Below are 26493 nucleotides of genomic sequence, written 5' to 3'. Positions count from 1 at the left end.
TCATGACCACGTCGATCAACTACGAGGACAAGATCCCCAACAACGTCGATCTGTCCTCGGATCGCAGGCTGCAACGCGCCCTCGAGGGCTGGCAGCCGAAATTCCTGAATTGGTGGGGTGAGATGGGTCCCACGCTGGAGGCACACGGCGTCTATCTGCGGACCGCGGTATCGGTCGGCCGCGAGGGCTGGGCGCATTTCGACCATGTCGCGCTGAACCAGTATCGGTGGGGGATCTTCCTGTCGGAGCCCAAGCCGGACCGTCGTATCGCCTTCGGTGAACACATGGGCGCGCCGGCCTGGCAGCAGGTGCCCGGCGAGTACCGTGCCGATCTGCAGCGGTTGATCGTGGTGCAGGGTGATACCGAGCCCGCCTCAGTGGAACAGCAACGGCTGCTCGGGCTGACGGCGCCGTCGCTGTACGACTTGCGAAACCTATTCCAGGTCAACGTAGAAGAGGGCCGGCACCTGTGGGCGATGGTGTATCTGTTGCACGCCTTTTTCGGCAGGGAGGGTCGTGAGGAGGCCGAGGCGCTGCTGTTCCGCAACTCCGGCAGCCCCGACTCGCCGCGCATCCTCGGCGCGTTCAACGAGAAGACCGCCGACTGGCTGGCGTTCTACATGTTCACCTACTTCACCGACCGCGACGGCAAATACCAGCTGGGCACCCTGAAGGAGAGCGCGTTCGACCCGCTGTCGCGTACCTGTGAGTTCATGCTCAAGGAGGAGGCGCATCACATGTTCGTCGGCACCACAGGTATCGACCGGGTGGTGCTGCGCAGCGCCGAACTGATCCGCGAGCACGACACCATGGACATCGCGTCACACGGCGGTATTCCGCTGGAGATCATCCAGAAGTACATCAACTTCCACTACAGCGTTTCGTTGGACCTGTTCGGCAGCGACACCTCCACCAACGCCGCGAACTACTTCACCGCGGGCTTGAAGGGGCGCTGGCAGGAGGAGCGCCGCACCGACGACCATCAGCTCACCAACGACAGCATGTTCATGGACGTGCCCAATGCCGACGGCACCTGGGGGCAGGAGGAGCTCTCCGCGTTGCTGGCGCTGAACCTGGATCTGCGCAGCGAGTACATCGCCGACTGCCGCAGCGGTCTCAATCGGTGGAACAAGATCCTCTCCGACAGCGGGATCGACTTCCGGTTGAGCCTGCCGAACATCGGGTTCAACCGCGAGGTCGGCGCCTACGCCGATTTCCACATCAGCCCGGCCGGCGCGATCCTCGACGCGGCGACCTGGGAGCAGGCGCAGCGGAATTGGCTGCCGACCGACGAGGATCTGTTCTTCGTCCAGTCGCTGATGCAGCCGGTGTACCAGCCGGGCAAGATCGCCAGTTGGGTAGCTCCGCCGGTGCATGGCATCAACGGCAAGCCGTTCGACTACGAATACGTCTATCTCGCCTGAGGCGGCTGCGCGATGAGTTCTATAGCACCGGCGACGACTGCCACGCCGCTGTTCAATGCCGCCGAATACCTGGTGGATCGGCACATCCGGGAAGGAAGGGGCGCCCGCACCGCGGTCGTCGCCGCCAGCCGCACGCTCACCTACCGGGATCTGGCCGACGAAGTACACCGGGTCGCGGGCGGGTTGCGGATGCTGGGTCTGCGACCGGAGGAACGGGTGCTGTTCTGCATGGCAGACGATGTGGAATTGCTCACCGGGATCCTGGCGGCAATGTATGTCGGGGCGATTGCGGTGCCGGTGTCGACCATGCTGACCGGGCCGGAGCTGGGAAAGGTGCTCGCCGACTCGAGGGCCCGAATCTTCTGTGCGTCAAGCGAATTCGCCGCAGCAGCAGCTCCGGCAGTGGCGGCTGCCCCCGAGGTCGTCGATGTGGTTTTCGACGGTGCTGGAGATATTGAGGTGGCCGCGGGAGTAGCGGTGCATCGCTGGAAGGACCTTGTCGGCGGCGAGCCGGTCGCGACCGCCTACGGCACTTGGGTGGACTCGCCAGCGCTATGGCTGTACACCTCCGGCACCACCGGTACCCCGAAGGCGGCCATGCACCGGCACGGCAGCATCCGCGACGTCGCGGAGTACTACGGCCGTGGGGTGCTGGACATCGCGCCGAGCGATCGGTGCTTCTCGGTGGCGAAGCTGTTCTTCGCTTACGGTATCGGAAATTCGTGCTTCTTCCCGCTCTCGGTCGGCGCTACCACAGTGCTGGAACGCGCCCGTCCCACCACTGCGGTCATCGCGGAGCGGATCCGGACCGCGCGACCGACGTTATTCTTCGCGGTCCCCACGTTCTATGCGTCGCTGCTGGGCAGCGATCTGCCGGACGATACCTTCGCTACGGTGCGGCAAGGTGTTTCGGCAGGTGAAGCACTACCTTCGGCACTGTTCGAACGGTTCCGCGACCGGTTCGGGGTGGAGGTGCTCGATGGCATCGGGTCGACCGAGGCGCTGCACATCTTCCTGTCCAACCGGCCGCGGCAGGTGCACCCCGGTTCGTCCGGGGTGCCGGTGCCCGGTTACCAGGTGCAGTTGCGTGACGATAACGGCGTCGTCCTCGATGCGGTGGGGGACTCTGGGACTCTTTTTCTCAAGGGCTCGTCCGTCGCGTCGGGCTATTGGTGCCGGGCCGAGACGACCCGGCGGGTATTCCAAGGCGAGTGGCTGTGCACCGGCGATGCCTACCTGCGCAACGACGACGGTACCTACAGCTGTCTTGGTCGTTCCGGGGACATGCTCAAAGCCGGCGGCATCTGGGTGTCGCCTGCCGAGGTCGAGGAGCGGTTGCTGCAGCATCCAGACATCGCAGAGGCGGTGGTGGTCGCCGCACCGGACAAGTCCGGCTTGGACAAGCCCGTGGCCTGCGTGGTCGTGCACGCCGGCCGCAGCGTGGACGCGGAGGAGCTGATCGCGTGGTGCCGGGACGGATTGGCGGCGTTCAAACGGCCGCGCGCGATGGTGGCGATGGTGGAACTGCCCAAGACCGCGACCGGCAAGATCCGCCGCAACGTGCTGCGCGAGCAGGTGGCCGGCGTGCTGACCCGAACTGGTGAAGTGACGTAAGGCAATGGTGGACAACGACTGTCGAGCAGGAGTGAAGAGAATGTCGGCAACCGAAGGGGATGCGACGGCCGTCGACGTGCTGATCGTCGGTGCCGGACCGGCCGGGCTGTTCGCCGCGTATTACGCGGGCTTCCGAGGACTGTCGGTGGCAGTGATCGATTCGCTGCCGGAACCAGGCGGCCAGATCAGCGCGATGTATCCGGAGAAGCAGATCTTCGACATCGCCGGATTCCCCGCGGTGCGCGGGCGGGAATTGGTGGAGCGCCTGCTCGAACAGGCGGCGTCGTTCGACCCCGTTTATCTGCTGGGGCAGCGCGCCGACCGCTTGGAGCGCATTCCGGGCAAAAACGAGCGTGATTCTTTTGTCGTAACCACTTCAGAAGATATCGCGATCCAGGCGAAGTCGGTGATCATCACCGGCGGCATCGGAAACTTCACACCGCGGCCGCTGTCTACCGCCGCTGCCTTTCATGGAGCCGGGCTGGCCTATTTCGTGCGGCGGCTCGACGAATACGCCGACAGGGATGTCGTGATCGTCGGCGGCGGCGACAGCGCCTTCGACTGGGCCCGGGCGCTGGATCCGATCGCCAGGTCGGTCACGGTGGTGCACCGCCGCGACATATTCCGTGCCCACCCCGGCACGGTGGCTGCCGTCCAGGCGTCGGCGGTCGAGGTGATCACGAACGCACAGATCCAGCATGTGGTCGGCGACGCCAGTATCCACGCTGTCGAGGTCGTCTCCGACGACGGCGCTGTTCGGTCGGTGCCCTGTCAGCGGATCATTGCCGCGCTCGGTTTCACCGCAAACCTGGGGCCGTTGCTGCAGTGGGGTATCGAGATTCGCAACCGCCGCCACATCGTCGTCGACTCGACGATGCAGACGACGATGCCGGGTATCTTCGCCGCCGGCGATATCAACGATTACCCGGGCAAAGTCCGGCTGATCGCGGTCGGCTTCGGTGAGGCCGCGACCGCGGTCAACAATGCCGCTCACTACATCGATCACGAACAGCCGCTATTCCCAGGGCATTCCACCGACGTCGCGCCGGTCGCGGTCCCTGTCTGAGCAAGGAAGGAAACGGTCATGCCATACGTGATCGCCGAAGCGTGCATCGATGTGATGGACCGCTCCTGCATGGAGGAATGCCCGGTCGACTGCATCTACGAGGGCGAGCGCAAGCTCTACATCAACCCACTGGAGTGCATCGATTGCGGCAACTGTGAACCGGTGTGCCCGGTGCAGGCCATCAGTCAGGACCGGCGAGTGCCCGACGGCCAGCACCAGTTCGTTGCCGACGCCGAACGGTTCTTCACCGAGCCGCTGCCCGGGCGCGACGATAGCCTGGGCGCCCCGGGCGGAGCGGTGAACATCGGGCCGATCGGCACCGACACCGAGTTCGTGGCCGGCTATGTCAAGCACGGCTGAGCGAATGCTGTTGGTGGACGCACACATGCACGTCGCGCGGCTGTCAACGCTCAAACCGGCCGGGCGCGAGTGGGCCGACGAGTTCGGAGCGCCGGGCTGGCGGGAGATGATCGACGCCGAGGGAGATCCCGTTCCGAAGCGGTTGGATGCGCTGCCGGATTTCCGAACCGATTGGCCAGGGGTGTCGGGGATTCGGCGCAACGCGGCCGCACTGGCCGAGATCGATCTGCCCCACAGTGTGCTGCGTGACGTGTATGCGGGCAACGCCGCGACGGCTTTCGGCGGCTTGGACATCTGACGGAAGGCAGGAAACGACTGATGATGCAGACGGTGGGCGTAGTGGGCGCCGGCACAATGGGGGTCGGCATCGCCTACGTTTTCGCGGCAACGGGCTCGGAGGTGACGGTTGTCGAGCCTGACCGGGAAAGAATTCGTCTCGCGCGGAAGACGATCCAGGAACAGGCTGCGATTGCCTATCAGCGTGGGAAACTCGATGGCGCCGCGATGTCGTCGATAGCCGAGCGCGTGCGATGGGTGTCGGCGACCGACGACCTGCCCGCTGGACTCGAGCTTGCGGTGGAGGCGGTGCCTGAGCGCGCCGATCTGAAGCGCGACGTGCTGGCTCGAATGGAAAGCCGGGAACCGGTTGTGCTTGCCACCAACACCAGCGGTATCGGCATCGGTGAACTGGCGGCCGGGCTGCGCTGGCCAGGGGCGTTCGTGGGTCTGCACTTCTTCAATCCGGTCTGGTCGATGCCGCTGGTGGAGATCGTGCGCGGGCGACAGACCGGCGATGTGGCCCTATCCCGAGCGGGGATCGCGGTCGCGCAGATCGGCAAAGAAAAGATCATCGTCGCCGACGCACCCGGCTTCGCGACCAGCCGCCTCGGTGTCGTGATCGGCTTGGAAGCCATGCGCATGCTCGAGGACGGTGTCGCCAGTGCTGAAGATATCGACCGCGCAATGGAACTCGGCTACCGGCATCCGATGGGGCCGCTGCGGCTGAGCGACCTGGTCGGACTGGATGTCCGCCTCGACATCGCCACCCACCTGGTGAAGACCTACGGGTCCCGTTTCGAGCCGCCCGCGATCCTCGTCGACAAGGTGGCCGCCGGTGACCTGGGCCGCAAGACCGGCCGTGGTTTCTACACCTGGTGAGCGCGTCGAGTCATGGCGATCTGTGCGATCGGCGACGGCGGCGTGGTCGGGGCGCCGGTCCGGCTGTGGTCGCTGGGCATGGACACGTCGTGGATCGACTACGCAGAGCGCACCTATCTCCAACTATCCGGGCAATCGCCCGCAACCGCAGCGACTCGGCTGACGGCCACGGTTCGCAGGAAAGAGAAGCACTGATGACATCGTTACTGCAGAGCTACCTGCTGGGGAACTGGCAGGTCCCCACTGATGCTGGGCGTCCGCTCCACGACGCGGCGACCGGCATCGAGGTGGCTCGATTCTCGACCGAGACTCCGAATTACGACGCGGTGCTGGGCTATGCCCGTACAGTGGGTGGCCCCGCGCTACGCACGCTGAATTTCGCTGAGCGTGCTCGGATTCTGAAGGACCTGGGAAAGCAACTCAGCGAGCACACCGCGGAATTCTCTGCGTTGTCCACGCAAAGTGGTGCGACAAAACGTGATTCGCGTGTCGATGTAGACGGCGGCCTCGGGGTGCTGTTCGTCTACGGCAGCAAGGGCGCCCGGGAATTGCCGGAGTCGGGCCCGCTGCTGGATGGTGGCACCGAATGGATCGGGAAGACGGGATCCTTCGGTGTGCAACATTTCTACTCGCCGCTGACTGGAGCTGCGGTGCAGATCAACGCCTTCAACTTCCCGGTCTGGGGCATGCTGGAGAAATTCGCCCCCGCCTTCCTGGCCGGGGTGCCTAGTATCGTGAAACCAGCAAGCCAGACCGCCTATCTCACCGAGCTGGTGGTGCGCCGGATACTCGACTCCGGACTGCTGCCCGAAGGTGCGTTGCAACTGGTCTGCGCGCCCCCTGGTGACCTGGTCGACCATCTCACCGGCCAGGACCTGCTGTCGGTCACCGGTTCGGCGGCCACCGCCGCAGCCCTGCGCGCGCATCCGGCGATCACCCGTCACGCCGTCCGGTTCAACGCCGAGGCCGATTCGCTGAACTGCTCGGTCCTCGGACCCGACGCCACCCTCGGCTCTGACGAATTCGACCTGTTCGTTGAGCAACTCGTCACCGAGATGACGGTAAAAGCCGGGCAGAAGTGCACGGCGATCCGGCGAGCGCTGGTGCCACGCGTGCTACTTGACGACGTCACCGAGGCCGTCGGCGCGCGATTGGCCGCTATCCGGGTCGGCAACCCGGCGCGCGACGATGTTGACATGGGTGCCCTGGCCAGCCTCGCGCAACGCGAGGAAGTTCGCCATGCGCTGGCCACTCTGACCAGAGAATGCGAACTGGTGCATGGCAATCCGGACACATTCGACCTGACGGACGCCGATTCGGAACGCGGTGCATTCCTTCCGCCGCTGCTGCTGCGCTGCACCGAACCGAACGCCCGCGCGCCACATGAGGTCGAGGCATTCGGTCCGATCAGTACCCTCGTTCCCTACGAATCCACCACGCACGCGATCGAATTGGCGGCACGCGGTGCGGGTAGCCTGGTCGGATCGGTGGTCAGTCACGACGGCGCGTTCGTTCGTGACATCGTGCTCGGCCTCGCGCCCTGGCACGGCAGACTGCTGGTACTCGACCGCGACGACGCCGCCGAATCCACCGGCCACGGCTCACCACTGCCGCACGCCGTGCACGGCGGGCCTGGCCGCGCCGGCGGCGGCGAAGAGCTCGGTGGCGTCCGGGCCGTACTGCATCACCTGCAGCGAACCGCGATTCAGGGTTCGCCCGCTGTGCTGGATGGACTCACCGAGAAGGTGAAGCAATGAGTGAGCCGCGTTCCACCGGTGGCGATCCGGGCGTTCGCCGGTGTTATCGGGGTGGTCGGAGTTCAGCGGTCTCGGCAGCACTACCACTGACCGCATGCACAGCCGGTGGCCATCACACTTGTCGGGCGGCCGGGCAGATTTCCGTGGGTGCCAAGGCTTCCGATGGCAACGACACATGCAGCGAGGTTCTGTGCAAGTCGGGCTCCGTTATACAAGCGGTTGGTCGCGGCATCGAACGCCGCGCCCCAACCGCTCGCGGCTACCTGTAGACGGTCTGAATCTGCAAGTAGCCGGCCAGTCCTTCCGGGCCGAGCTCGCGTCCGAGGCCGCTGGCCTTGACGCCGCCGAACGGCGCGGCCGGGTCGGGGATATAGCGGTTGACACCGATGGTGCCGGTGCGGATCCGCTGGGCGACGGCAGCGCCGCGCTCGGGGTCCGCGGTCCAGACCGTGCCGCCGAGGCCGAAGTCGGAGTCGTTGGCGATCCGGACTGCGTCATCGATGCCGTCGTAGGGGATGAGCGACAGCACAGGGCCGAAGATCTCCTCGCGAGCGATGGTGGCGCCGTTGTCGACGTCGGCGAAGACAGTGGGTTCGACGAACCACCCCTGGTCCAGGTCCTTGGGGCGGGCGCCGCCGACGGTCAGGCGGGCGCCCTCGGCGCGTCCCTTCGCGATGTACGACTCGACGCGTGCTCGCTGTCGCGCGGTTGCCATGGGTCCGATCTGTGTGGTGGGATCCGAGGCGATGCCGACGGTCAGCGACCCCGCGAGCGCCGTGAATGCCTCGACTACCTCGTTATAGCGGTTGCGTGGTGCCAGCACCCGGGTGCCGAGGAAACACGTCTGGCCGTTGTTCAACAGAGTCGAACCGAATAGCCCCGCACCAATTTTCGCCAGATTCAGTTCGGCGTCGTCGAGCACGATTGCCGCCGACTTGCCGCCGAGTTCCAACGTGACCGGACGCAACAGCCGACCACACACCTCGGCGATCGAGCGGCCCGCCGCGGTCGATCCTGTGAAGGCGACCTTGTCCACGCCGGGATGCGCGACCAAGTACGCTCCGACTTCGCGCCCGGCCGGCACGATATTGATCACCCCGTGCGGCACCTGCGCCTCATCGATTGCCTCGGCGAGCAGGTACGCATCCAGCACGGTCTCCGGTGAGGGTTTGATGACGAGCGTGCAGCCGGTGGCCATCGCGGGTGCGATCTTGAACATCGACAGCGCCTGCGGGAAATTCCACGGCACTATGGCGGCGACCACACCGACCGGATACCTGCGGACATCGATGGGGCCGCCGAACAGGCCCTCTCGGGTCTCGATGGTCGACAGCTCGCGCGCGAGCCCGGCGTAGTAGCGCAGAACAGCACTGGGATAACCGATTTCGAGCTGCTGCGCTACCGCCACCGGCATACCGTTCTGAGCGCTGACCCGCTGCACGAACTGATCGGCGCGCTTATCGATCGCCTCCGCCAACCGCTCCATGACCTCGGCGCGGCGGCGCGGCTCCCACTGCGCCCAGCCCGACGGGTCGTCGAAGGCCGCTCGAGCGGCGGCGACGGCACGGTCGATATCGGCCTCGGCACCCTCGGGCACGCGACCTAGCGGCTGCTCGGTGCTGGCATCGATCGGGGTGATCGTGTGGTCGGTGCTGGGCTGCACCCATTCGCCACCGATGTAGAAGGTGTCGTAGGTGGTGAAGGTGTTCTCGTTGACGACGGTCATGACTGTCTCCTGGAATCGTCGAAGAGGCTCAGGCGAACGTGAGGACCGGCTTGAGGGTGATCCCTTTTTCCGAGTCCTCGACGGCCTGGTTGATGTCGTCGAACGCGTAGGTCTTGATCAGCTTGCCGATGGGGAACCGCCCCTGCTGGTAGAGCTGCACGAGTTTGGGAATGAAGATGCGCGGCACGCTGTCGCCTTCGACGATGCCGCGGACGCTGCGGCCGAACAGAAGACTGGACATGTCGATCGACGCCTCGGTGCCGAGCGCGGCCGCGCCGATCAGTCCGCAGGTTCCGCCCTGGTTCAGCGCATCCACCGCCCGCCGCAGCACGGCCGGAACCGCGGTGGTCTCGATGGAGTAGTCCACCCCCAGCCCGTCCGTGAGCTCTTGGATGGCCGCCACCGTGTCGTCGGCGGCGCCGTCGATGGTGTGGGTGGCCCCGAGTTCCTTGGCCAGCTCCAAGCGCTCGTGGTTGAGGTCGATGGCAATGATCGTGGTGCAGCCGGAGACGACGGCGGCCATCACCGCACTGAGCCCGACCGAGCCGGCGCCGAAGACTGCCAGACTGCTGCCCGTCGGGGGCCGCAATGTGTTGAGTACGGCGCCGGCGCCGGTCTGGATGCCGCAGCCCAGCGGACCGAGCAGCTCCAGCGGCGCAGCCTGGTCGACCTTGACCACATTGCGTTCGGTTGCGACGGCGTAGGTGGCGAAGGCCGACTGCCCGAAGAACACGCCGTGCACATCGCCGCTCTCGCGATGCAGGGGAGTGCTGGAGTCGGCGCGGGTACCGGCGAAGTTGTAGGCGAAGAACTGGTCACAGTAGGCGGGCCGGCCGGCGACGCACATTCGGCAATCGCCACAGGAATTGAAGGTGAGCACGACATGGTCGCCGGGCGCGACATAGCTGACTCCGTCACCGACGGCAGCCACCACGCCGGAGCCCTCGTGGCCGAGCACGGCCGGCAACGGTACGGGGTACCACTGATCGCGGACGATGAGGTCGGTATGGCAGACGCCGGACCCGACCATTCGGACCAGGACTTCACCGGGTCGTGGATCATCGAGTTCCAGCGGTGTGAGCGTAAAAGGCGCGCCTTGGGTTTCGGTGAGGGCGGCGGTGATCTGCACGATCCGGCTCCTTTGCCGTGCGGGTGTGACGACTGTCACGTTAGGAGCTCGCGATCGTGCTGGAGTGTTCAAATTCTGGACGCTTTTCAGGCGGTGAGGTGTAGTGCGCGCAGCCGGTTGTACAGCGTGGTCCGGCTGATGCCGAGTCGTTCGGCGGCCCGCTGTTTGTTGCCGTTGCACGCGCGGAGGGCGGCGAGGATCGCGTCGTGTTCGGCGCGCTCGAGAGGAGTCATGGTGCGCAGTCGCGGGCTGACCTGATATCGGTTTGGCAGATCGAACGGGGTTATGTCCCCGGCCGAACGACGGCTGGCAACGCTGCGCACGACCGCCGACAGTTCCCAGAGGTTGCCGGGCCACTGGTGGCCGGCCAACGCCGCCAAGGTCGCCGGCGTAAAGCGCAGCCGGTCGCCGACGCCGAGCTGATCGAGCATTACCCGGATGAGCCGCGGCAGCTGCTCGGTTCGCTCGGCGAGCGCGGCCAGGTCACGGTGTGTCGTGCACGCCGCGGCCAGTAGTGCTCCCTGTCCGGCGAGCTCGGCGAGCGGGGCGCCGGTGAGGACGACGCGCAGCCGGGGCTGATCCACCACTCGGCGCAATCGCACAGCGCAGATCTCCGGTAGCAGATGAATGTTCTCGACGAGCAGGGTCGGGCCGTGGCACGCGGCTCGTTCGAGACTGTCCAGCCACGTCGTCTCCTGGTGTGCGGCGTCGACTGCGTCGAGCACGACGACCTCGGTGCCGCCCAGCATCAACAGCGCCAAGGTGGTCCGGCCCGTGCCGGGAGCACCTCCGATGTAGACGGGCCGACCCGGCAGACCCTCCGAACTGATGGTATCGGCGGTCGGTGTGGCCGGATGACGGTCGGCGCTGCCGAATTCGAACAGTGTGCCGTCGAGTCCGGATTCGATCTCACGCACCCGCACGGTCACGCACTGCCCCGACACCAGCTGGACAACATGGGATTCGGCGTCGCTACCGCCGGCCGCGGCAAGGTCCCGCAGGCGGAGGTGATCGAGCGGGTCGAGCAGTTCGGTGGCAGCGCGGTTGGCCAGGGTTACCTCGGTGCCGAGTACCAGCACCGGCCGGTGATGACCGCCGCAGGCCACCTGGAATGCGGCCAGCAGCCGCTGCTCGCCGCGGCGGCTCGCGGCCAGCAGGCGGTCCTCGATGTCGCGCGCGGTGCGGGTGATGAGCGGACCCAGCAGCGGTGAATCGTGTACCTCCAGGCAGGTGATGTCGATGACCCCTTCCAGACGCCGGGTCACCGGGTGGGTGATCGGGTGTCCGTAGCAGCTGAAGGCCTTGAATGGCTCCAGGTAGTGTTCGTCACCGTGGACGGCGACACCGCGGTGCAGTTCGTGTGCAGTGGCGATGGAATTCGTGCCGGTGGTCTCCTCGAGGAAAACCCCACCCGTGACGACGCCGAGCCGGTCGAGCCGGTCACGGAGCGTGCGCGACCCTGTCGGCATGCCGACGATGCGCGATTCCCGGTCGGCGAACAGTACGCAGAAAGGCGTGTCGGCGAGTTGCTCGGCGAGTTTGGTCAGCACCGGTGCCGCGGCGGCGACCAGACGGCTCCGACGATCCACCGCATCGGAATCCACCCGCAGGTTGGGGGTGCCGGGGCTGAGTCCACTGAGCCGGGAGCGTTGCCAGGACAGAGCTATCTCGGGACGTAGCGGGTCGCGGCCCGAGTTCAGCGACATGGTGTCGTCGGGTTTCACGGAGATCCGAGCCGATGGCGAACGCCCGCTGTTGTGACTGTGATCACGTACTTCAACCACCCAACTATTGCTACATAAAAATATCGTAACGTCAACAATTTGTCACAAAATAAGGTGAACCGCACGAGAGACGTGGATGAACATCCAAGCAAAGCGTGCGGCCGGACCTGCCGGGCTGGCTCATAGCCAGCCCGGCAGCCCATCGAGGTGGTCTTCGATGCGCACGGAGGCCTCGCCGCGGCCAGCCCACCAGGCGACGGCGGCGGTCCGGCGACCCTCGCCGTGAGAGTCGAACCCTCGTGTACCGCCGCTATTGGTGTGGCTTCCTCGGCCGAGGCCCCGGTTCCGCGTGGTCCCAGGCGACGCGCTCGCGGATGTCGTCGCGGAGCGCTTTCTTGTCGATCTTGCCGACCTTCGTTGTGGGCATCGTTGCGATGACCTCGAGCCGTTCCGGAATCTTGAACCTGGCCACCCCGGCAGCGTTCATGACGGCGAAGACATCGGCAAGAGATACCGAATGTCCTTGCACTACAGTCAGATACAGGCAAAGTCGCTCACCGAGGACGGGGTCGGGCATGGCGACGGCGGCCGCCATCTCGACGCCGTCGAGTTGGTATGCGAAGTTCTCGACTTCTTCGGCGGAGATCTTCTCACCGCCGCGGTTGATCATGTCCTTGTCCCGGCCCTCGACGACCAGGTTGCCGTCCGGGCGGCGTCGGACGACATCCCCGCTGAGGTACCAGCCGTCGGTGGTGAATGCGCGCGCATTGTGCTCGGGCGCGCGGAAATACCCGCGCGGGGTGTAGGGGCCACGGGTGAGCAGCGCGCCCGGAATGCCGTTGGGCGCCGGATTGCCGCTTTCGTCGACGACCCGGATCTCGTCGGCGTCGCTGACCGGCCGACCCTGGGTGGTCAGAATGATCTCCAGGTCGTCGTCGAGCCGGGTCATGTTGATCAGGCCCTCGGCCATGCCGAACACCTGCTGCAGCCGTGCGCCGAGCACCGGTTCGACCCGGGCGGCAAGCTCGTCGGGCATACGTGAACCGCCAACCTGTAACACGCGCAAGCTTCTGCCGCGCAAGACGTTTCGCTCACGCTGATACTCGATCCACCTCTGCGCGATCGCCGGCACGACGGCCGTGACGGTGACGCCCTCGGCGTCGATGGCGCGCAGCGCGCGCTCGGGGGACGGCGAAGGCAGCATCACTGCGCGGCCACCGGCGACCAGTGTGCCCAGCACGCCGGGACAGGCCAGCGGGAAATTGTGGCTGCAGGGCAGCGCACCGAGATAGACCGTGCTCGAATCGAATTCGGACACCGCATTGCACTGCAGAATGTTGTAGGCGTAGTCGTCGTTGGTGCGGACGATCAGCTTGGGCAATCCGGTGGTGCCGCCGGAGAGCAGCATGCAGGCGACATCGGCGCCCATGGGCTCGTAATCGGTAGCGGCGAACCGCACGGTCGTGTCGTAAGTAGCCCCAAGGCTGTTCTCGGGAGCATATTCGGCTGTGCCAGAGGACAATTCACCATGTACCAAGACGGAGCGGAGGCTGGGCACCTGGACCGCGACCTGCTGGGCGACCTGCCGCAGATCCGTGTCACGGTCGATGTCGGCCACCACGATCGCGACAGCCCCGGCCACCGCAGCCAGATGCGTGAGCTCGTGTTGCCGGTGCGCAGGCAGTGCCATCACCGGCACCACACCGACGCGCAGGCAGCCGAGTGTCAGCGCGACGAACTCCCAGCAGTTCGGCAGCTGCAACACGATGCGGTCGCCCGGTGCGATGTGCAGATCGAGCAGCGCCTGCGCGCAGGACGCGGCCCGATCCCACAGCTGCCGGTAGGTCAGCCGGGTCGGGCCATCCACGAGGGCCTCATCATCCGGGCGCCGGGCGACCTGCTCCGCGATGTGGGAGGCCAGCGATCTGTCCTGCCAGTACCCTGCCCTTCGGTATCTCGCTGCGACGTCGTCGGGCCAGGGCACGACACCGTCGATCGACACGGGAACTCGGGTGTTCACGGCAGCTCTCCTTCGAGCCGGTCCTGCGTGGCCACGACGACCGAGTCGAGCGCGATCAGGCCGGTCGCGGTCAGCCGCAGGGGATTGATTTCGATATCGCTGATTTCCGGGTGGTCGGTCAGGTAGCGCGCGAGAGTTACCGCCATACGGGCGAATTCACCCCGATCGAGGACCGGGCCGCCGCGCCAGCCGTCCAGCAGGGGCGCGCATTGTAGGTCGTCGAGCATGGCGGCCGCGCCCGCGAGGGTGACGCGGTGGCTGCGGATGGCGACATCCCCGATCGCCTCGGCCGCTGTGCCGCCCGAACCGGCAACCACGATGGGGCCGAACACCGGGTCGCGGCGGAGGCCGAGGAACAGGTCGACACCGGGCTCGGCCATACTCTCCACCAGATAGGCGGGTGCGCTGATCGCGTGGAGAGCGTCGAGCGCCGCATCGAGTTCCGTGGTGGTGCGAATGTTCAGGTGTACCCCGCCGATCTCGGTCTTGTGCAGTACCGCGGGGTCGAGAATCTTCACCACCACCGGAAGCGGAAGGTCGGTCAGTGCGCGGTGGGCCGCGGCCCGGTCGGTACACACTCGCCGAGGTGGGGTGGCAATTTCCAGTGCGTCGAGCAGATCCTTGGCCGTCGCCTCGTCGGCGGGCAAGGCGATGGCCGGGGCCGGCTTGTCTGTGTCCGCCGAGCCGGGCGGCCGGTCCGGAGTCCCGGCCGGTTCCGCACTGGTGGATTCGTCAATCGGGAGAACGACGGCCGGAGCGCATTGCGGAACTGGCGTCTCACCGTTTCCGGAGTGCAGATACCGAGCCCGCGCATCTGCCACGAGTGCCCGGATCCCGATGGCGAGCGCGGACGGACTCGCCAGTACGGGAACGGCGAATATCGCGGCCGCAGAGGCGGTTTCGGCGACAGCGGAGGCAGGACCACCGATGCCGAGCACAACCGGAAGCCGCTCGTGGACCCCCGAGCGGAACACCGCGTCGGCGAGATCGACAGCATCGGGCTCGGCGAGCGCATAGACCGCCAGGGCATCGATCCCGGGATCGGCGGCGGTGGCCGAGAGCACGGCATCGAATGTCGGTCCCGGTCGGCCGGTATCCACCGGATTCGACTGGTAGGTCATCGAGGGCAATAACCGCGCGAGGTGCTGCTGGGTGGGTGCAGCGAGCGTAGGTACGCGAACTGCGTCTGCTAGGAGCTGATCCAGTACCACCAAGCCGGGGCCCGCCTGCGCGGTGACCACGCCGATGCCCGGCTCGGCGGAGGCGGGCAGTCTGGTGCGGCTCAGCACCGCCAACGCGTCGGCCAGCTGATGCTCCGAATCCACCACAACGGCGCCGGCTTCCGCGAGCAGAGCACGCGTCGTGCGCCACGAGGTGGCGAGCGCGCCGGTGTGGGATTCGGAGAACGCCGACACGTCGCTGCGTCCGACCACCATCGCCACCACCGGCTTGTCCGTGGTGACCATGTGCAGCGCGGACAGCAGCGCGCCGCCGTCGTCGACCGACTCGATATGCAGTGCGACGGCGGTGATCGACGGATCGGTGTGCAGATATTCGAGCACGTCGACCTGAGTGACATCTACGCAATTACCCAGTCCCACACCGAATCCCACGCCGACGCCGTGGTCGGACAGCAGGAACGACAACGCATGATTCATCCCGCCGCTGGTCGCGACGACGGCGACCGATCCTGGGGCGATGTGCCGCACGGTCGGCACGAAGCTGACCATCGCCTCGCCGGGCCGGAAGAATCCCGAGGTGTTCGGTCCCAGCAGCCGAATACCTGTCGTGGCAATGATCTTCGCCAACTCCTCCTGCAATCCGACACCCTCGGCGCCGACCTCGGCGAATCCGCCCGAGCAGATCACGGCAGCGCCGACACCACAATCCGCCGCCTCGCGCAACGCGTCGGGAGTGGCCGCGGCGGGAACGCACAGCACAGCCAAATCAAGTGGACCACCATGGAATTCGGTGGCCGCCCGCAGGGAGGGATGCATGCCCTCACCCGCGATTCTCGGGTTGATCCCATAGGCGGCTCGGATGCCGGTGCCGCCGTATGCGACGGCTTCGAGCATCACCGACCCGAGTTTGCCTGGCACCGCTGAGGCACCGATCACTGCGACCGAGGACGGACGGAAGAGCCGGTCGAGCCGCGGCCGCGCCACGGACGAGCCATCGGTGGGGAAGGTCCGTGTGCTGGTCATCGTGCCGCCTCGACATCGGCCAGAATCCGGGGGACATGCTGCGGATCCGGTTCGAACGCCACCGCATCGGCGCGCCCGGACAGAATCAGTGTGGCCGCACAATCACGCTCGTCCACGGCCCGGCGCGTACGGACGGCGGCGGGCGCGTCGACGACGATCGCCGGGATGTGCCGGTTCAAGCGCACATGCTCCGAGCACAGGACTCGTGACAGCGGGGTGCCTCCGCGCACGACAACCGCGTTGGGCCGCGACGCGCACAGCCGGTCCAACTCGGCGCGAACGTCGGCAGGCAGCGAGCTGGCTTCGATGTCCGGGGCGATGACGAGGGGCACCGTGCCGTCACCGCCTGCCGCCCCACGCGCCGCGGACAGTGCTGTGTTGCCGTCTCCGAGTCGTATTCGGTCGTCGCCGCACTCGGTCAACCGAAGCATCCGGGAGCCGAACATGGTCGACCCCAGCCGCAGCGGCGTGTCGAGCGGGGCCGCGCCGAATTCGGCGTACCACGCATGCTCGGTGGCGGCGATGAACTCGCCGTCGCGCACGCGGATCTTCTCCGCCGAGATGGACCGGCTGAAGAAGTGGAATCCGAACTGCCACGGCTCGAAGGCGCGGTAATACTCGCCGAAGTGGTCCCACCACGACAGGCTCGGCATAGACGAGTCCTGGATCTTGCCCACCTGCGGACTGCGGATCTCCTGGAATCGCGTGAGCGCGGCTTCCAAGTCGGCGGGCTGCTCAGCCACGGTACCGGCCAGCACGGCGGCATCCTCCATGGCCATCTTGGTGCCCGAACCGACCGAGAAGTGCGCGGTGTGTACGGCGTCACCGAGCAGCACCACCGGGGTGCCGTAGGTGCCGCGGGTGTGCCAGCGGTCGGTCCGGCGGGTGCGGAAGTTGGCCCAGCGCGAGTTGTTGGCCACCAGTGCCCGTCCGTCGATCTGGTCGGCGAACAGCCGCTCGAGGTAGCGCTGGGTCACCTCATCCGAAACTCCTGGCGGGGCGGACATGTCGAATCTTTCGAGACCTGCACGTCGCCAGGTGGTTTCGTCGGTCTCGACGATGAAGGTGCTCAGACCCGAGCCGATCGGGTACCCGTGCACGGCGAAATTGCCGTGCTCGGACTGTTCGTGCAGAAAGGTCAGCCCTCGGAACTGGTAAGTGGTGCCGAACCAGATGAACTTGACGGCCGCCTGCTCGACCGAATGTCCGAGTTCATTCAGGAATCTTTGCCGCACAGTGGAGTTGGTGCCATCGGCCGCCACGATCAGGTGGTATTCACCTCGGGCGTCGAGCTCATCGACATCCGCCTCGGTCGAGAAGTGCAGCCGCGCGCCCAGCTCTGTCGCCCGCTGTCGCAGAGCACCGAGCAGTACGCGACGGTGTATGGCCGACATCCCGTTGCCGCCGGCCGCGACCGTGGCGTCCTTCAGGTGGACCTCGATGCTGTCCCAGTGCCGCCCGTGGGTGGCCAGCGCATCCCGCAGCACCGTGTCGACCGCGTCGACGTTATCCAGTGTCGCGTCGGAGAACACGACCCCGAAACCGAACACATCGGATTCGCTGTTCCGTTCGAACACGTCGATGACGGAGCCCGGCACGGCGTGCGCGAGCGCGATGGCGGCGAATAGACCACCGGGGCCACCGCCTATACACGCGACGCGCAGGGGCGGCGGGGGAGCGGGGCGCTGCTCTGGGAGTGACATCGGGGTCGCCTTCTCTGACTGTGGCGCGGATCGCATACGCGAAGCTAGCGGGCATTATGTAACAGCGGTACGCGAATGGTCAAAATATGTGTTACATATCTAGGTGACGTCGGTCGGCGAGGTGGCGGCAGCGATCGACGCGACGAACGACTCGGCTTCGACGTGCAGGACGTCGTGGCACTCGGTGAACACCTCGTGTGCGGCCCGGCCGCGCCAGCCGGTGGGCAGCAGCATCTCCGGCAGATCCGGATCGCGGAACGGGTAGCGCCGGTAGTGCTGCACCAGCATCATGTGCTCGATCAGCGCGGTGCTGCCGGTCAGGCCGCGCCGGTAGCGGGCCAGGCGTGGGCGGAACTCTTCGATGAACGTTTGATAGTCGGCGCCGAGCTCGCCGAGATCCCAGCAGCGCTGGGCGATCAGGCGGTCGCTCGGCAGGCCTGCGGTCCTACTGCGCAGGAACTGAATCCGCACGTCGTCCTCGCCGTCCAGCGCCTCGCGCAACTGTTTTTCCCGGTCGTGCGGCGAGAACCAGATCGTGCCACCGTAGGTGCCGAAGCCCCACCAGCTCAGCGACTTCTCGATCCGCTTGCGCTGCTCGCGGTCCAGGCCGGAGTCGTCGACCAGCGCTTGAGTCCAGGTGCGGTCCCATTCGTCGGAGTTTCGCTGGAAGATACGGCTGCGGCCGTCGTCGAGCAGCTGCCAGCTCTTGTCGTTGAGTAGGTAGGACACCTCACGACCAGACTTCGTGGAATCGAACCAGCCTTCCTTGCGTAGGCGGGTCATGACCACCCGCACCGTCGCCGATTCGACGCCGAAAACGCCCATCAGCTCGGTGAGGGCGCCGAGCTTGGCGGCGCCTCCCGTGTAACGGAAGAACTCGCCGTATAGGTCGAACACCAGTGCGCGTGGTCGCATCGCACTCCCTTCGGGCCGCGATCAATCGCCGGAATGTGTTTCACTTATATTGACATTTCATAGATACATGTTACATAGTGACAGGGCTCACAGATCGCCGATTCCGAAAAAGTCGCCCTCCGGGTGTCCGTCGTCCGCGCGAGATCGAGAGAACCGAGTCGTAGGAAAGTCTGCCCGCACTTGCGGCGGCGTCTCGCTTTCCCGACTGTCACCACTTGTAGAAGGAGACAACGATGTCGCGTACGTTCGTCCTCGTCCACGGCGCCTGCCATGCCGGATGGAGCTGGCGGCCGGTGGCCGAGCACCTACGGGCGCACGGCCACGTCGTGTACACGCCGACACTGCCGGGCCTCAACGCCGGCGACCAGCGCGCGGATGTGCACCTCGCCGACGCCGTCGATTACCTTGTCGACTACGTCGAACGCGCCGACCTGCGCAATGCGGTCCTGGTCGGGCACAGCTGGGGCGGATTCCCGGTGTCCGGGGCGGCAGTGCGGCTTGCCACCCGCATCTCCCGCCTCGTGTACTGGAGCGCATTCGTTCCGCGCAGCGGCGAGACCCTGATCGACCTGTGCCCGCCCGCCTACGGCGAGATGTTCCGCGCGTCGGCCGCAGGGTCGCCGGACAACTCGGTGATGTTCCCGTTCGAGGTCTTCTGTGCGGCATTCATGCAGGACGCCTCGCCCGAGACTCAGAACGTGGTCTACCCACTACTCGAGCGCCAGCCGTTCCACACCATGAACGAAGCGCTCGACCTCGACGAATGGGAACGGCTACGACTGCCGTCCGCGTACGTACTCTCCAAGGACGACCTCGCCCTGCCGCCTGGCGAGTTCGCTTGGGCGCCAAGATTTCCCGAGCGTCTTCCAGGAGCTCCGGTGATCTACACCCCGGGCAGCCACGAGTCGCAGCTGACTCGACCCGAATCGCTCGCGGAGGCGATGATCCAGGCTTCGGACGGCTAGCGGCACCGGCACGTCATGACGCCGACCGTGCGCAGCGGCGAACGATAGTCGAGACGGTCGCCACGCCATCGGGCTCGTGCTCGTTCGCCGGTGTTAGCGGCCGTCGTACGGTGGTCGGATGCCTGAGGGTCACGACTTGCCGAGTGTGGGGCGGCCGCGGAACCGCACGGTGGACAGGGCGCTGCTCGACGCCGCCGCGCGGCTGATCGCACAGTGTGGTTACGGTGCGCTCACCCTGCAGGCGGTGGCGGATGAGGCGGCTACTAGCCGACCGGCGCTGTACCGGCGTTACGCGGACCGGGCCGAGCTGGTGGTCGCGGTGTTGATCGACCGCTACGGGCTGCATCCCGGCTCGGCGGATCTGGGCGGTATCGAGGCCGAATTATTCGCGATCCAGCGCCACCAGATGGAGTTGTTCACCGACGATGTCCTGGGCAACGCATTGCCCGGCCTGCTCGACGACCTGTCGCGCAACGAGGCACTTGCCGCCAGTTTCTACGAGCGATTCCTGCGGCCCCGCCGCAGGTCCACCGCCTCCATCCTGGATCGGGCGGTGGCAAGGGGCGAGATTGCGCCGGGAACGGACCCGGAATGGATCTGCGATCTCATCACGGGACCGATGCTGATGCGTGCGCTGTTTCCTGCCGTCGGACCGATCGATGAGTGTTTGGTGCGGCTGACGGTGCGATCCGCGCTGGACGCTGTTGGGTTCTCGGGACGTGATTGACGCCACTCGGGTATGTCATTACTCTTCGAATAATTACGTTCCATATCGTAACGAAAGGGGCCGGTCTTGCGCGCCGACGTGGAGTTCGTCAGCCAGGGTGTGACATTGCGGGGATGGCTGTACCGCCCGACCGATACCGCGGCCGACGCGCCGCTGGTTGTGATGACCCACGGTTTCGCGGGGGTGAAGGAGTGGGTCGCCCCCTTTGCCGAGGTGCTGGCCGATGCGGGTCTAGCGTGCTTGGTCTACGACCATCCCGGATTCGGAACCTCCGACGGCGAGCCCCGTTTCGAGGTGGATCCGGTGGCGCAGATCGATGGCTATCGCGATGCGATCACCTTCGCGCAGCAGCTCGACGGCGTGGATCCGGAACGAATCGGGGTGTGGGGGACAAGCTACGCGGGCGCCCATGTGCTCGTGGTGGCGGCCACCGACCGCCGGGTGCGCGCGGTGGTATCGCAGGTGCCCCTGACCCAGGGCTGGGCGACTTTCACCCGGTTGGTTCCGTCGGTGCAATTGCCTCACGTGCGCGAGGCGATCGCCGAGGATCGGAAACAGCGCTTCGCCGGTGCACCGCATGCCACGATCAAGGCGGCGTCCGACGATCCGCTGGAAATGGTCGCCATGCCCGGTGCCGAGGTCTACCGGTGGCTCATGGACAACGGGCCTCGAGTTCCCACCTGGCGTAACGAGGTGACTGTCTCCAGTATCGATAAGTTCCAGTCCTACGCTCCCGAGGCCTTCATCCGCCGGGTTTCCCCCACCCCGCTGCTGATGATCGTTGCCGAGAACGACACGCTGACACCGGCCGATCTGGCGTTGCAAAGCTACGCCGAGGCATTGGAACCCAAGCAGCTCGAGCTCGTAGAGGGTGGGCATTTCTCGGTATACGAGGAACGGTTCGGCCAGGCATCGACCGCCGCGCGCGACTTCCTCGTCCGCCACCTGCGTAAGTGATCCCAACCGACCTGAGCTGATCGGCCGCTGCTCCGGGCCACCGATACTTGGGAGTATCGAAAGGGCGCGCGGACCAGGCTGATACCGAGTCACTGTGTCGTTGTCAGAATTACTCTTGTGGCTTGTGATACATCGTGAAACGGCGAGTTCTATTGCAGGAAACCGGAATGTATGGAAATAGATTTTTGTGCGGAGTCACCTCGTCGGCACGCTGGCTGATCAACATTCGTGGGTGACTCGATGCCCAGCGGACAACCGCTCCGATCATGCCGGGGCTGCCTGAAACATCGAGGCCAGGAGCCCGGCAAGCGGCGAGTCGTCGCGACATAGGCGACGAGACCGATAACAATGCTGCCCATGACGGCCACGGTCGGAAGCGGATTGCGAAATCGGCGGGCAGATCGGGTTCACCACGCGTCGCCACAGCCGGAATTCAGGCCCGATATCGAGGGATTTCGAGCGGTGGCCGTACTGGCTGTCGTGCTTTTCCATGCCGGTGTGCCGGGAATCAAGGGCGGATTCGTCGGTGTGGACATCTTTTTTGTCATTTCCGGCTTTCTCATCACCGGAATACTCTGCCGCGAAGCAGCGAGCACCGGCATTGTCGGGCTGGCCCGGTTCTACGGCGCCCGCGCCCGCCGGCTGCTGCCCGCGGCAGGCATCGTGCTGGTCGCCACCGCGATCGCCTCGGCGATGCTGCTGTCGCCGCTGGAAGCCCGTCGAGTTCTCGGCGACGGGATCGCCAGCGCACTGTATGCCGGGAACTGTCGACTCGCCCTGCACGACACCGACTACCTTGCCGCCGACACGCCTCCCTCGCCGTTTCAGCACTTCTGGTCGCTCGGCGTGGAGGAGCAGTTCTATCTGGTGTGGCCCGCGCTCATCATCGCTACGGCCTGGCTCATGCGGCGGAGCCGAACCGGTTCGGCCTCCCCGCTCCCGTACCTGTTCGTCCTCGCGGTCGTCGCCGCGGTCTCTTTCGCGACCTCGCTGATCTGGACCGGCGCGCTGCACCCCTGGGCATTCTTCTCGCTGCCCGCACGGGCTTGGGAGCTGGCCGCGGGCGGCGTGGTGGCGCTCTCGGCCGTCGTATGGTCCCGGCTGCCGAAATCGGTGGCCGCCGCCGCCGGATGGGTCGGGTTGATCTTGATCGGCGTGGCCTGCGTTCACCTGAGCGGGACAACTCGGTATCCCGGCACGGCGGCGCTGGTGCCCGTCCTGGGAGCGGCCCTGGTGATCGTATCCGGCTGTGCCGAACCACGATTCGGCGTCGGTCGCGTCCTGGCTGTGCCCGAGATGCGGGCGATCGGCACCGTATCCTATTCCTGGTACCTCTGGCACTGGCCGGTGTTGGTGTTGGCACCGCAGGTGCTCGGCCACCCGCTTGGTCTGGTCGGCTCGCTGGGCGCGGTTGCCATGGCCGGCGGACTCGCCATGCTCACCCACTGGTTGGTCGAGAATCCGGTCCGCTTCGCCCCCCGATTGCGACGTTCGGCCACCCTCAGCCTCGCTTGTGGCGGCGCGAGTACCGCAGTCTCCATCGGTGTGGTGCTGGCGCTGATCGTGCTCGTGCCCGCCCCGGTCGGCCGTGGCATGGCGGCGCCGACCCTAACGCTCACAGCACCCGAGACGCCGGCCGTTCCCGCCACCGCCCCGCACGACGAGGCGGTCGGGCAGCTGGTCGCGCAAGCGCAGTCCGTGATCGCTGCCTCAACGGAAATCCAGGCAGTCCCCTCGAATCTCACCCCTTCGCTCGCCAACGCGGCCAGCGACAAGGCGGAGGTATTCGTCAACGGCTGCGTACGGTCCTGGCATGAGGTGGGCAGCGGCGAGTGCGCCTCCGGCGATACGGGATCCGCTACCACAGTGGCCTTGGTCGGCGACTCGCATGCCGCGATGTGGACTCCGGCGTTCGAGCAGATCGCCGTGCCGCGGCACTGGCGGCTGGAAACCATGGCAAAGGTCACCTGCCCACTGCTCGACCTGCCCATCACCAGCCCCTATCTGGGCCGGGAGTACACCGAATGCGATCAATGGCGTGGCCAGATCCTGGCCAGGCTCCGGGACGAACGCCCGCGGCTGATCGTGGTGAGCATGTCCCGGCGCTATGGTGGCGACTTCGGCTTCGTCTCCTATGACCAGGCATGGATCGATGGTCTGAACCGCATGGTTGCCCAGATGAGGGAGTTCGGCTCGGCCGTCCTTGTTCTCGGGGGGATCCCCGATCCACACTCCACCGTGCCGGCGTGCCTGTCGGAACATATCGACGATGCCGCCGCATGCACCCCCGCGCGGCCGGTCGCGGTGAACGACGCTGGTATAGCGGCCGAGCAGGCGGCGGCGACTGCCAGCGGCGGGCAGTACGCAGACCTGACCCCGCTCTTCTGCACCACCGCACGCTGCCCCCCGATCGTCGGCAACAACCTGGTGTACCGCGATGACAATCACCTCACAGTCAGCTACGCCCGAACCCTCGGACCGGTCATCGGTGCGCTTGTCGACCGCGCGCTTGCCCATGGCTGAGCTGCGCCTACCGGCTTCGAGGCCGAGGGGCTTTTCGGTGACTCGAGTGGCGAATCCCCCGGCGTTTACCTGTTCGACTGCCCGGATCTAGCCGTCACCCCGGCGGTGCAGTTCCAGCGAAAGGATGATGGATTCGCTGAGCCCTCGAACCGATACTGGTACAACATATTCCAGCGATGTCGGTGACGAGGGTAACCGGCGCTGGGATGCGGCCGAAAGCGCGGAAGGGATCGTCGAGGGTGATCGCGACGCGGATCTGGGCGATGCCGGCCGGTCCGACGAGAAGCTCGGACGTGCCCGGTTCGAGCACGTGCCGCAGTTTCCTCCGGCTGTCCGCATCGGCCCTCGCCACGAGCGCACTGGCTGCCTGCGGCGGGGCGCCCGACACCCCCGGCGTCACCTTCTGGACCACCCTCAACCGCTCTGACCAGAAGGGCTACGTGGAGCGCGAGCTGGTGGCAGCCTTCAGCTCCGCAGCGGGAGTGCCGGTTTCGATGCGTCGAGGCCAGCCGCGGTCGAACAATCACATGTACCGCGGCATGGACAAAGTACTGATCGCCGCCAGCTGCCGACTGCCGCACGGGGTCGAGCGTCGCTTGCAGGCGGAAGGTGCGAAAGACTGAGATCGAGCGGTGGTTCGGACGATCATGCGGGACTCCGCTTCGGAAGGCGAGCACTGGAGGACACCTACAGATCGGCAATCTTTACAGTATTGATCGAGCCATTAAATGGCGGTACATTATCTGGCGATATAGTTCATCGCTCGAGAGGTCTCGGCCGTGGCAATCGATCGACCTCTTTCGGATGCTTCCGCGGACGCGATGTACGCCGAGGACGCCGGCTATCACAAGTCGCTGCGCCCGCGTCAGCTGCAGATGATCGCGATCGGTGGCGCCATCGGCACCGGGCTGTTCCTGGGCGCGGGTGGGCGTTTGGCCAGTGCGGGCCCAGGATTGTTCCTCGTGTACGCCATCTGTGGCGTGTTCGTATTCTTCATCCTGCGGGCGCTCGGCGAGCTGGTGTTGCATCGCCCCTCCTCGGGATCGTTCGTCTCCTACGCCCGTGAGTTCTACGGCGAGAAGCTGGCATTCGTGGTCGGGTGGATGTATTTCTTCCACTGGTGCATGAGCGGGATCGTGGACATCACCGCCATCGCTACCTATGTCCATTACTGGGGAGCTTTCGAGGTGATTCCGCAGTGGCTGATCGCCCTGGTAGCCCTCGCGCTGGTGGTGAGCGTCAACCTCATCTCGGTGAAGTGGTTCGGCGAGCTCGAGTTCTGGGCCGCGCTGATCAAAGTGGTCGCGCTGGTCACCTTCCTGATCGTCGGCACGGTCTTCCTGGCCGGCCGGTCCACACTGCAAGGTATGCCGACCGGTGTCGGTGTGCTCGTCGAGCACGGCGGCCTCTTCCCGGTCGGTCTGCTACCGCTGGTGACAGTGACGACAGGTGTCGTCTTCGCCTATTCCGCAGTGGAATTGGTCGGCACGGCGGCCGGTGAGGCGGAGAACCCGGAGAAGATCATGCCGCGCGCGATCAACTCCGTGATCGCCCGGATCGCGCTGTTCTACGTCGGATCGCTGGTGCTGCTCGGTCTGCTGCTGCCGTACACGGCGTTCAAGGCGGGGGAAAGTCCCTTCGTCACGTTCTTCTCGAAACTCGGGATCGGTGGGGCCGATTCGATCATGAACATGGTCGTATTGACCGCAGCCTTCTCGAGCCTGAACGCCGGACTGTATTCGACGGGTCGCATTCTGCGCTCGATGTCGATGAACGGCAGCGCACCAGCGGCGGCGGCGCGAATGTCGAAGGGCGGTGTGCCGTATGTCGGCATTCTCGCCACCGGGACGATCGCGCTGATCGGCGTCGGATTGAACGCGGTGGTGCCGGAGAAGGCATACGAGATCGTGCTGAACATGTCGGCGCTCGGCACTATCGCGTCGTGGATGGCAATCGTGATGTGCCAGTTGCAGTTGTGGCGTCGGTCGCGCCGCGGGCTTGTCGAGCGCCCGTCTTTCCGGTTGATCGGCGCGCCTTATACAAGCGTGGCGACATTGCTGTTTCTGGTCGGCGTTGTCCTATTGATGGCATTCAGCGACGATGACGTGCAGCGCGGCGCCGTGATCGCAGCCGTGGTCATCATGATTCCAACGCTCGTCGTCGGCTGGCTCCTGGCGCGCAAGAACGTAGCGAGCATCGCTCGGCATCGTGCGGGCATCACGGTCGGTTCCCCTGACCTGACCCCCTAGGTCCGGTCCTACCTGCTCGAACTCCTCGCCCACTCAGACCCCGGCCTGGTCACCCTCACGCGCGAGGCCCGAATCCGAACGCATCCAACGCGTCTCGCCAGTCAACGCACCGTCGATGCCAGGTCGGGCGACAGTGCACCGTCCTGCGCTGGTTGGAGACTTCGAGTCTCCACCGGATCCCGGACGGTTCAAAGCAACCGATCTTGCGGTAACGGAGCACTTGCCCGAATCCTACGCAGGTTAGGGTAATCGCTCACACCGCAACCGAGGCG

At 66.0% G+C, this 26493-nt stretch carries 20 protein-coding genes and 1 pseudogene; 14 read left to right on the top strand and 7 right to left on the bottom strand.

Translation table 11 applies throughout. The features are described from left to right. The first annotated feature begins 2 nt into the window (after window positions 1–2). From boxB to paaZ, 8 genes and pseudogenes are all read left to right on the top strand, one after another. Window positions 3–1424 (top strand): benzoyl-CoA 2,3-epoxidase subunit BoxB, encoded by a 1422-nt coding sequence (gene boxB, locus OH799_RS08230; RefSeq protein ID WP_406277374.1) that lies wholly within the window; start codon window positions 3–5, stop codon window positions 1422–1424. A gap of 12 nt (window positions 1425–1436) precedes the next feature. Then, window positions 1437–3038, top strand: a complete 1602-nt coding sequence (locus tag OH799_RS08225) for a benzoate-CoA ligase family protein (protein WP_406277371.1) — start codon at window positions 1437–1439, stop codon at window positions 3036–3038. 4 nt (window positions 3039–3042) lie between these two features. Beyond that, the gene (locus tag OH799_RS08220) at window positions 3043–4104 is read left to right on the top strand and encodes an NAD(P)/FAD-dependent oxidoreductase (RefSeq protein ID WP_406277368.1); all 1062 of its coding nucleotides are present in this window, start codon (window positions 3043–3045) and stop codon (window positions 4102–4104) included. 18 nt (window positions 4105–4122) lie between these two features. Continuing rightward, window positions 4123–4464: a ferredoxin gene (gene fdxA, locus OH799_RS08215; protein ID WP_406277365.1), complete on the top strand. Its 342-nt coding sequence runs from the start codon at window positions 4123–4125 to the stop codon at window positions 4462–4464. Between the two features lie 4 nt (window positions 4465–4468). Further along, the gene (locus OH799_RS08210) at window positions 4469–4762 is read left to right on the top strand and encodes a hypothetical protein (protein ID WP_406277362.1); all 294 of its coding nucleotides are present in this window, start codon (window positions 4469–4471) and stop codon (window positions 4760–4762) included. Window positions 4763–4782: 20 nt separating this feature from the next. Continuing rightward, the gene (locus OH799_RS08205; protein WP_406277359.1) at window positions 4783–5622 is read left to right on the top strand and encodes a 3-hydroxyacyl-CoA dehydrogenase family protein; all 840 of its coding nucleotides are present in this window, start codon (window positions 4783–4785) and stop codon (window positions 5620–5622) included. Window positions 5623–5634: 12 nt separating this feature from the next. After that, complete coding sequence (locus tag OH799_RS08200) at window positions 5635–5817, top strand: hypothetical protein (RefSeq protein ID WP_406277356.1); 183 nt, start codon at window positions 5635–5637, stop codon at window positions 5815–5817. After that, window positions 5817–7361: pseudogene (paaZ, locus tag OH799_RS08195) on the top strand (phenylacetic acid degradation bifunctional protein PaaZ); the annotation flags it as partial. The gene OH799_RS08200 and the pseudogene paaZ, both read left to right, overlap by 1 nt. Window positions 7362–7638: 277 nt before the next feature. On the opposite strand, the gene OH799_RS08190 reads toward paaZ, so the two are convergent. From OH799_RS08190 to OH799_RS08160, 7 genes are all read right to left on the bottom strand, one after another. Further along, entirely contained in the window at window positions 7639–9105 is a 1467-nt protein-coding gene (locus tag OH799_RS08190; RefSeq protein ID WP_406277353.1) for an aldehyde dehydrogenase, read from the bottom strand. 28 nt (window positions 9106–9133) lie between these two features. After that, window positions 9134–10234: an NAD(P)-dependent alcohol dehydrogenase gene (locus OH799_RS08185; protein WP_406277350.1), complete on the bottom strand. Its 1101-nt coding sequence runs from the start codon at window positions 10232–10234 to the stop codon at window positions 9134–9136. A gap of 86 nt (window positions 10235–10320) precedes the next feature. Continuing rightward, window positions 10321–11958, bottom strand: coding sequence for a sigma-54-dependent Fis family transcriptional regulator (locus tag OH799_RS08180; RefSeq protein WP_406277346.1), 1638 nt, complete (start codon window positions 11956–11958; stop codon window positions 10321–10323). 310 nt (window positions 11959–12268) lie between these two features. Then, window positions 12269–13978, bottom strand: coding sequence for a (2,3-dihydroxybenzoyl)adenylate synthase (locus OH799_RS08175; RefSeq protein WP_406277342.1), 1710 nt, complete (start codon window positions 13976–13978; stop codon window positions 12269–12271). Further along, window positions 13975–16182: an acetate--CoA ligase family protein gene (locus OH799_RS08170; protein ID WP_406277339.1), complete on the bottom strand. Its 2208-nt coding sequence runs from the start codon at window positions 16180–16182 to the stop codon at window positions 13975–13977. Before OH799_RS08170 ends, OH799_RS08175 begins: the two co-directional genes overlap by 4 nt. Beyond that, window positions 16179–17885, bottom strand: a complete 1707-nt coding sequence (locus OH799_RS08165) for an FAD-dependent monooxygenase (RefSeq protein ID WP_406277336.1) — start codon at window positions 17883–17885, stop codon at window positions 16179–16181. The genes OH799_RS08170 and OH799_RS08165 overlap by 4 nt, the downstream gene beginning before the upstream one ends. Before the next feature lie 99 nt (window positions 17886–17984). Beyond that, window positions 17985–18800, bottom strand: a complete 816-nt coding sequence (locus OH799_RS08160) for a PaaX family transcriptional regulator C-terminal domain-containing protein (protein WP_406277333.1) — start codon at window positions 18798–18800, stop codon at window positions 17985–17987. Between the two features lie 233 nt (window positions 18801–19033). Between OH799_RS08160 and OH799_RS08155 the strand changes: the two genes are divergently transcribed. The 6 genes from OH799_RS08155 to OH799_RS08130 all read left to right on the top strand — a co-directional run bounded on the left by OH799_RS08155 (window position 19034) and on the right by OH799_RS08130 (window position 26221). Next, window positions 19034–19765, top strand: a complete 732-nt coding sequence (locus OH799_RS08155; RefSeq protein ID WP_406277330.1) for an alpha/beta fold hydrolase — start codon at window positions 19034–19036, stop codon at window positions 19763–19765. A 118-nt stretch (window positions 19766–19883) separates the two neighbouring features. Beyond that, window positions 19884–20492: a TetR/AcrR family transcriptional regulator gene (locus tag OH799_RS08150; protein WP_406277327.1), complete on the top strand. Its 609-nt coding sequence runs from the start codon at window positions 19884–19886 to the stop codon at window positions 20490–20492. Window positions 20493–20558: 66 nt separating this feature from the next. After that, on the top strand, window positions 20559–21449 hold the full coding sequence (locus tag OH799_RS08145) for an alpha/beta hydrolase (protein ID WP_406277322.1): 891 nt from the start codon (window positions 20559–20561) through the stop codon (window positions 21447–21449). 357 nt (window positions 21450–21806) lie between these two features. After that, window positions 21807–23972 (top strand): acyltransferase family protein, encoded by a 2166-nt coding sequence (locus OH799_RS08140; RefSeq protein WP_406277319.1) that lies wholly within the window; start codon window positions 21807–21809, stop codon window positions 23970–23972. Window positions 23973–24265: 293 nt separating this feature from the next. Then, a complete protein-coding gene (locus tag OH799_RS08135) occupies window positions 24266–24595 on the top strand; it encodes a hypothetical protein (protein ID WP_406277316.1) in 330 nt (109 codons plus the stop codon). Between the two features lie 198 nt (window positions 24596–24793). After that, window positions 24794–26221, top strand: coding sequence for an amino acid permease (locus OH799_RS08130; RefSeq protein WP_406281910.1), 1428 nt, complete (start codon window positions 24794–24796; stop codon window positions 26219–26221). Window positions 26222–26493 lie beyond the last annotated feature (272 nt).

The organism is Nocardia sp. NBC_00881, assembly GCF_045207455.1.
Taxonomy (GTDB): Bacteria; Actinomycetota; Actinomycetes; order Mycobacteriales; family Mycobacteriaceae; genus Nocardia.
The sequence above is the reverse complement of the archived record's forward strand: the minus strand, read 5'-3'. Positions and strand labels throughout refer to the sequence as shown.

Bases quoted from the DNA above. Each gene is read 5' to 3' on its own strand.
- boxB (WP_406277374.1), top strand. From the start codon at position 3: ATGACCACGTCGATCAACTACGAGGACAAGATCCCCAACAACGTCGAT.
- OH799_RS08225 (WP_406277371.1), top strand. From the start codon at position 1,437: ATGAGTTCTATAGCACCGGCGACGACTGCCACGCCGCTGTTCAATGCC.
- OH799_RS08220 (WP_406277368.1), top strand. From the start codon at position 3,043: ATGGTGGACAACGACTGTCGAGCAGGAGTGAAGAGAATGTCGGCAACC.
- fdxA (WP_406277365.1), top strand. From the start codon at position 4,123: ATGCCATACGTGATCGCCGAAGCGTGCATCGATGTGATGGACCGCTCC.
- OH799_RS08210 (WP_406277362.1), top strand. From the start codon at position 4,469: ATGCTGTTGGTGGACGCACACATGCACGTCGCGCGGCTGTCAACGCTC.
- OH799_RS08205 (WP_406277359.1), top strand. From the start codon at position 4,783: ATGATGCAGACGGTGGGCGTAGTGGGCGCCGGCACAATGGGGGTCGGC.
- OH799_RS08200 (WP_406277356.1), top strand. From the start codon at position 5,635: ATGGCGATCTGTGCGATCGGCGACGGCGGCGTGGTCGGGGCGCCGGTC.
- OH799_RS08190 (WP_406277353.1), bottom strand. From the start codon at position 9,105: ATGACCGTCGTCAACGAGAACACCTTCACCACCTACGACACCTTCTAC.
- OH799_RS08170 (WP_406277339.1), bottom strand. From the start codon at position 16,182: ATGACCAGCACACGGACCTTCCCCACCGATGGCTCGTCCGTGGCGCGG.
- OH799_RS08165 (WP_406277336.1), bottom strand. From the start codon at position 17,885: ATGTCACTCCCAGAGCAGCGCCCCGCTCCCCCGCCGCCCCTGCGCGTC.
- OH799_RS08160 (WP_406277333.1), bottom strand. From the start codon at position 18,800: ATGCGACCACGCGCACTGGTGTTCGACCTATACGGCGAGTTCTTCCGT.
- OH799_RS08155 (WP_406277330.1), top strand. From the start codon at position 19,034: ATGTCGCGTACGTTCGTCCTCGTCCACGGCGCCTGCCATGCCGGATGG.
- OH799_RS08150 (WP_406277327.1), top strand. From the start codon at position 19,884: ATGCCTGAGGGTCACGACTTGCCGAGTGTGGGGCGGCCGCGGAACCGC.
- OH799_RS08140 (WP_406277319.1), top strand. From the start codon at position 21,807: ATGACGGCCACGGTCGGAAGCGGATTGCGAAATCGGCGGGCAGATCGG.
- OH799_RS08130 (WP_406281910.1), top strand. From the start codon at position 24,794: ATGTACGCCGAGGACGCCGGCTATCACAAGTCGCTGCGCCCGCGTCAG.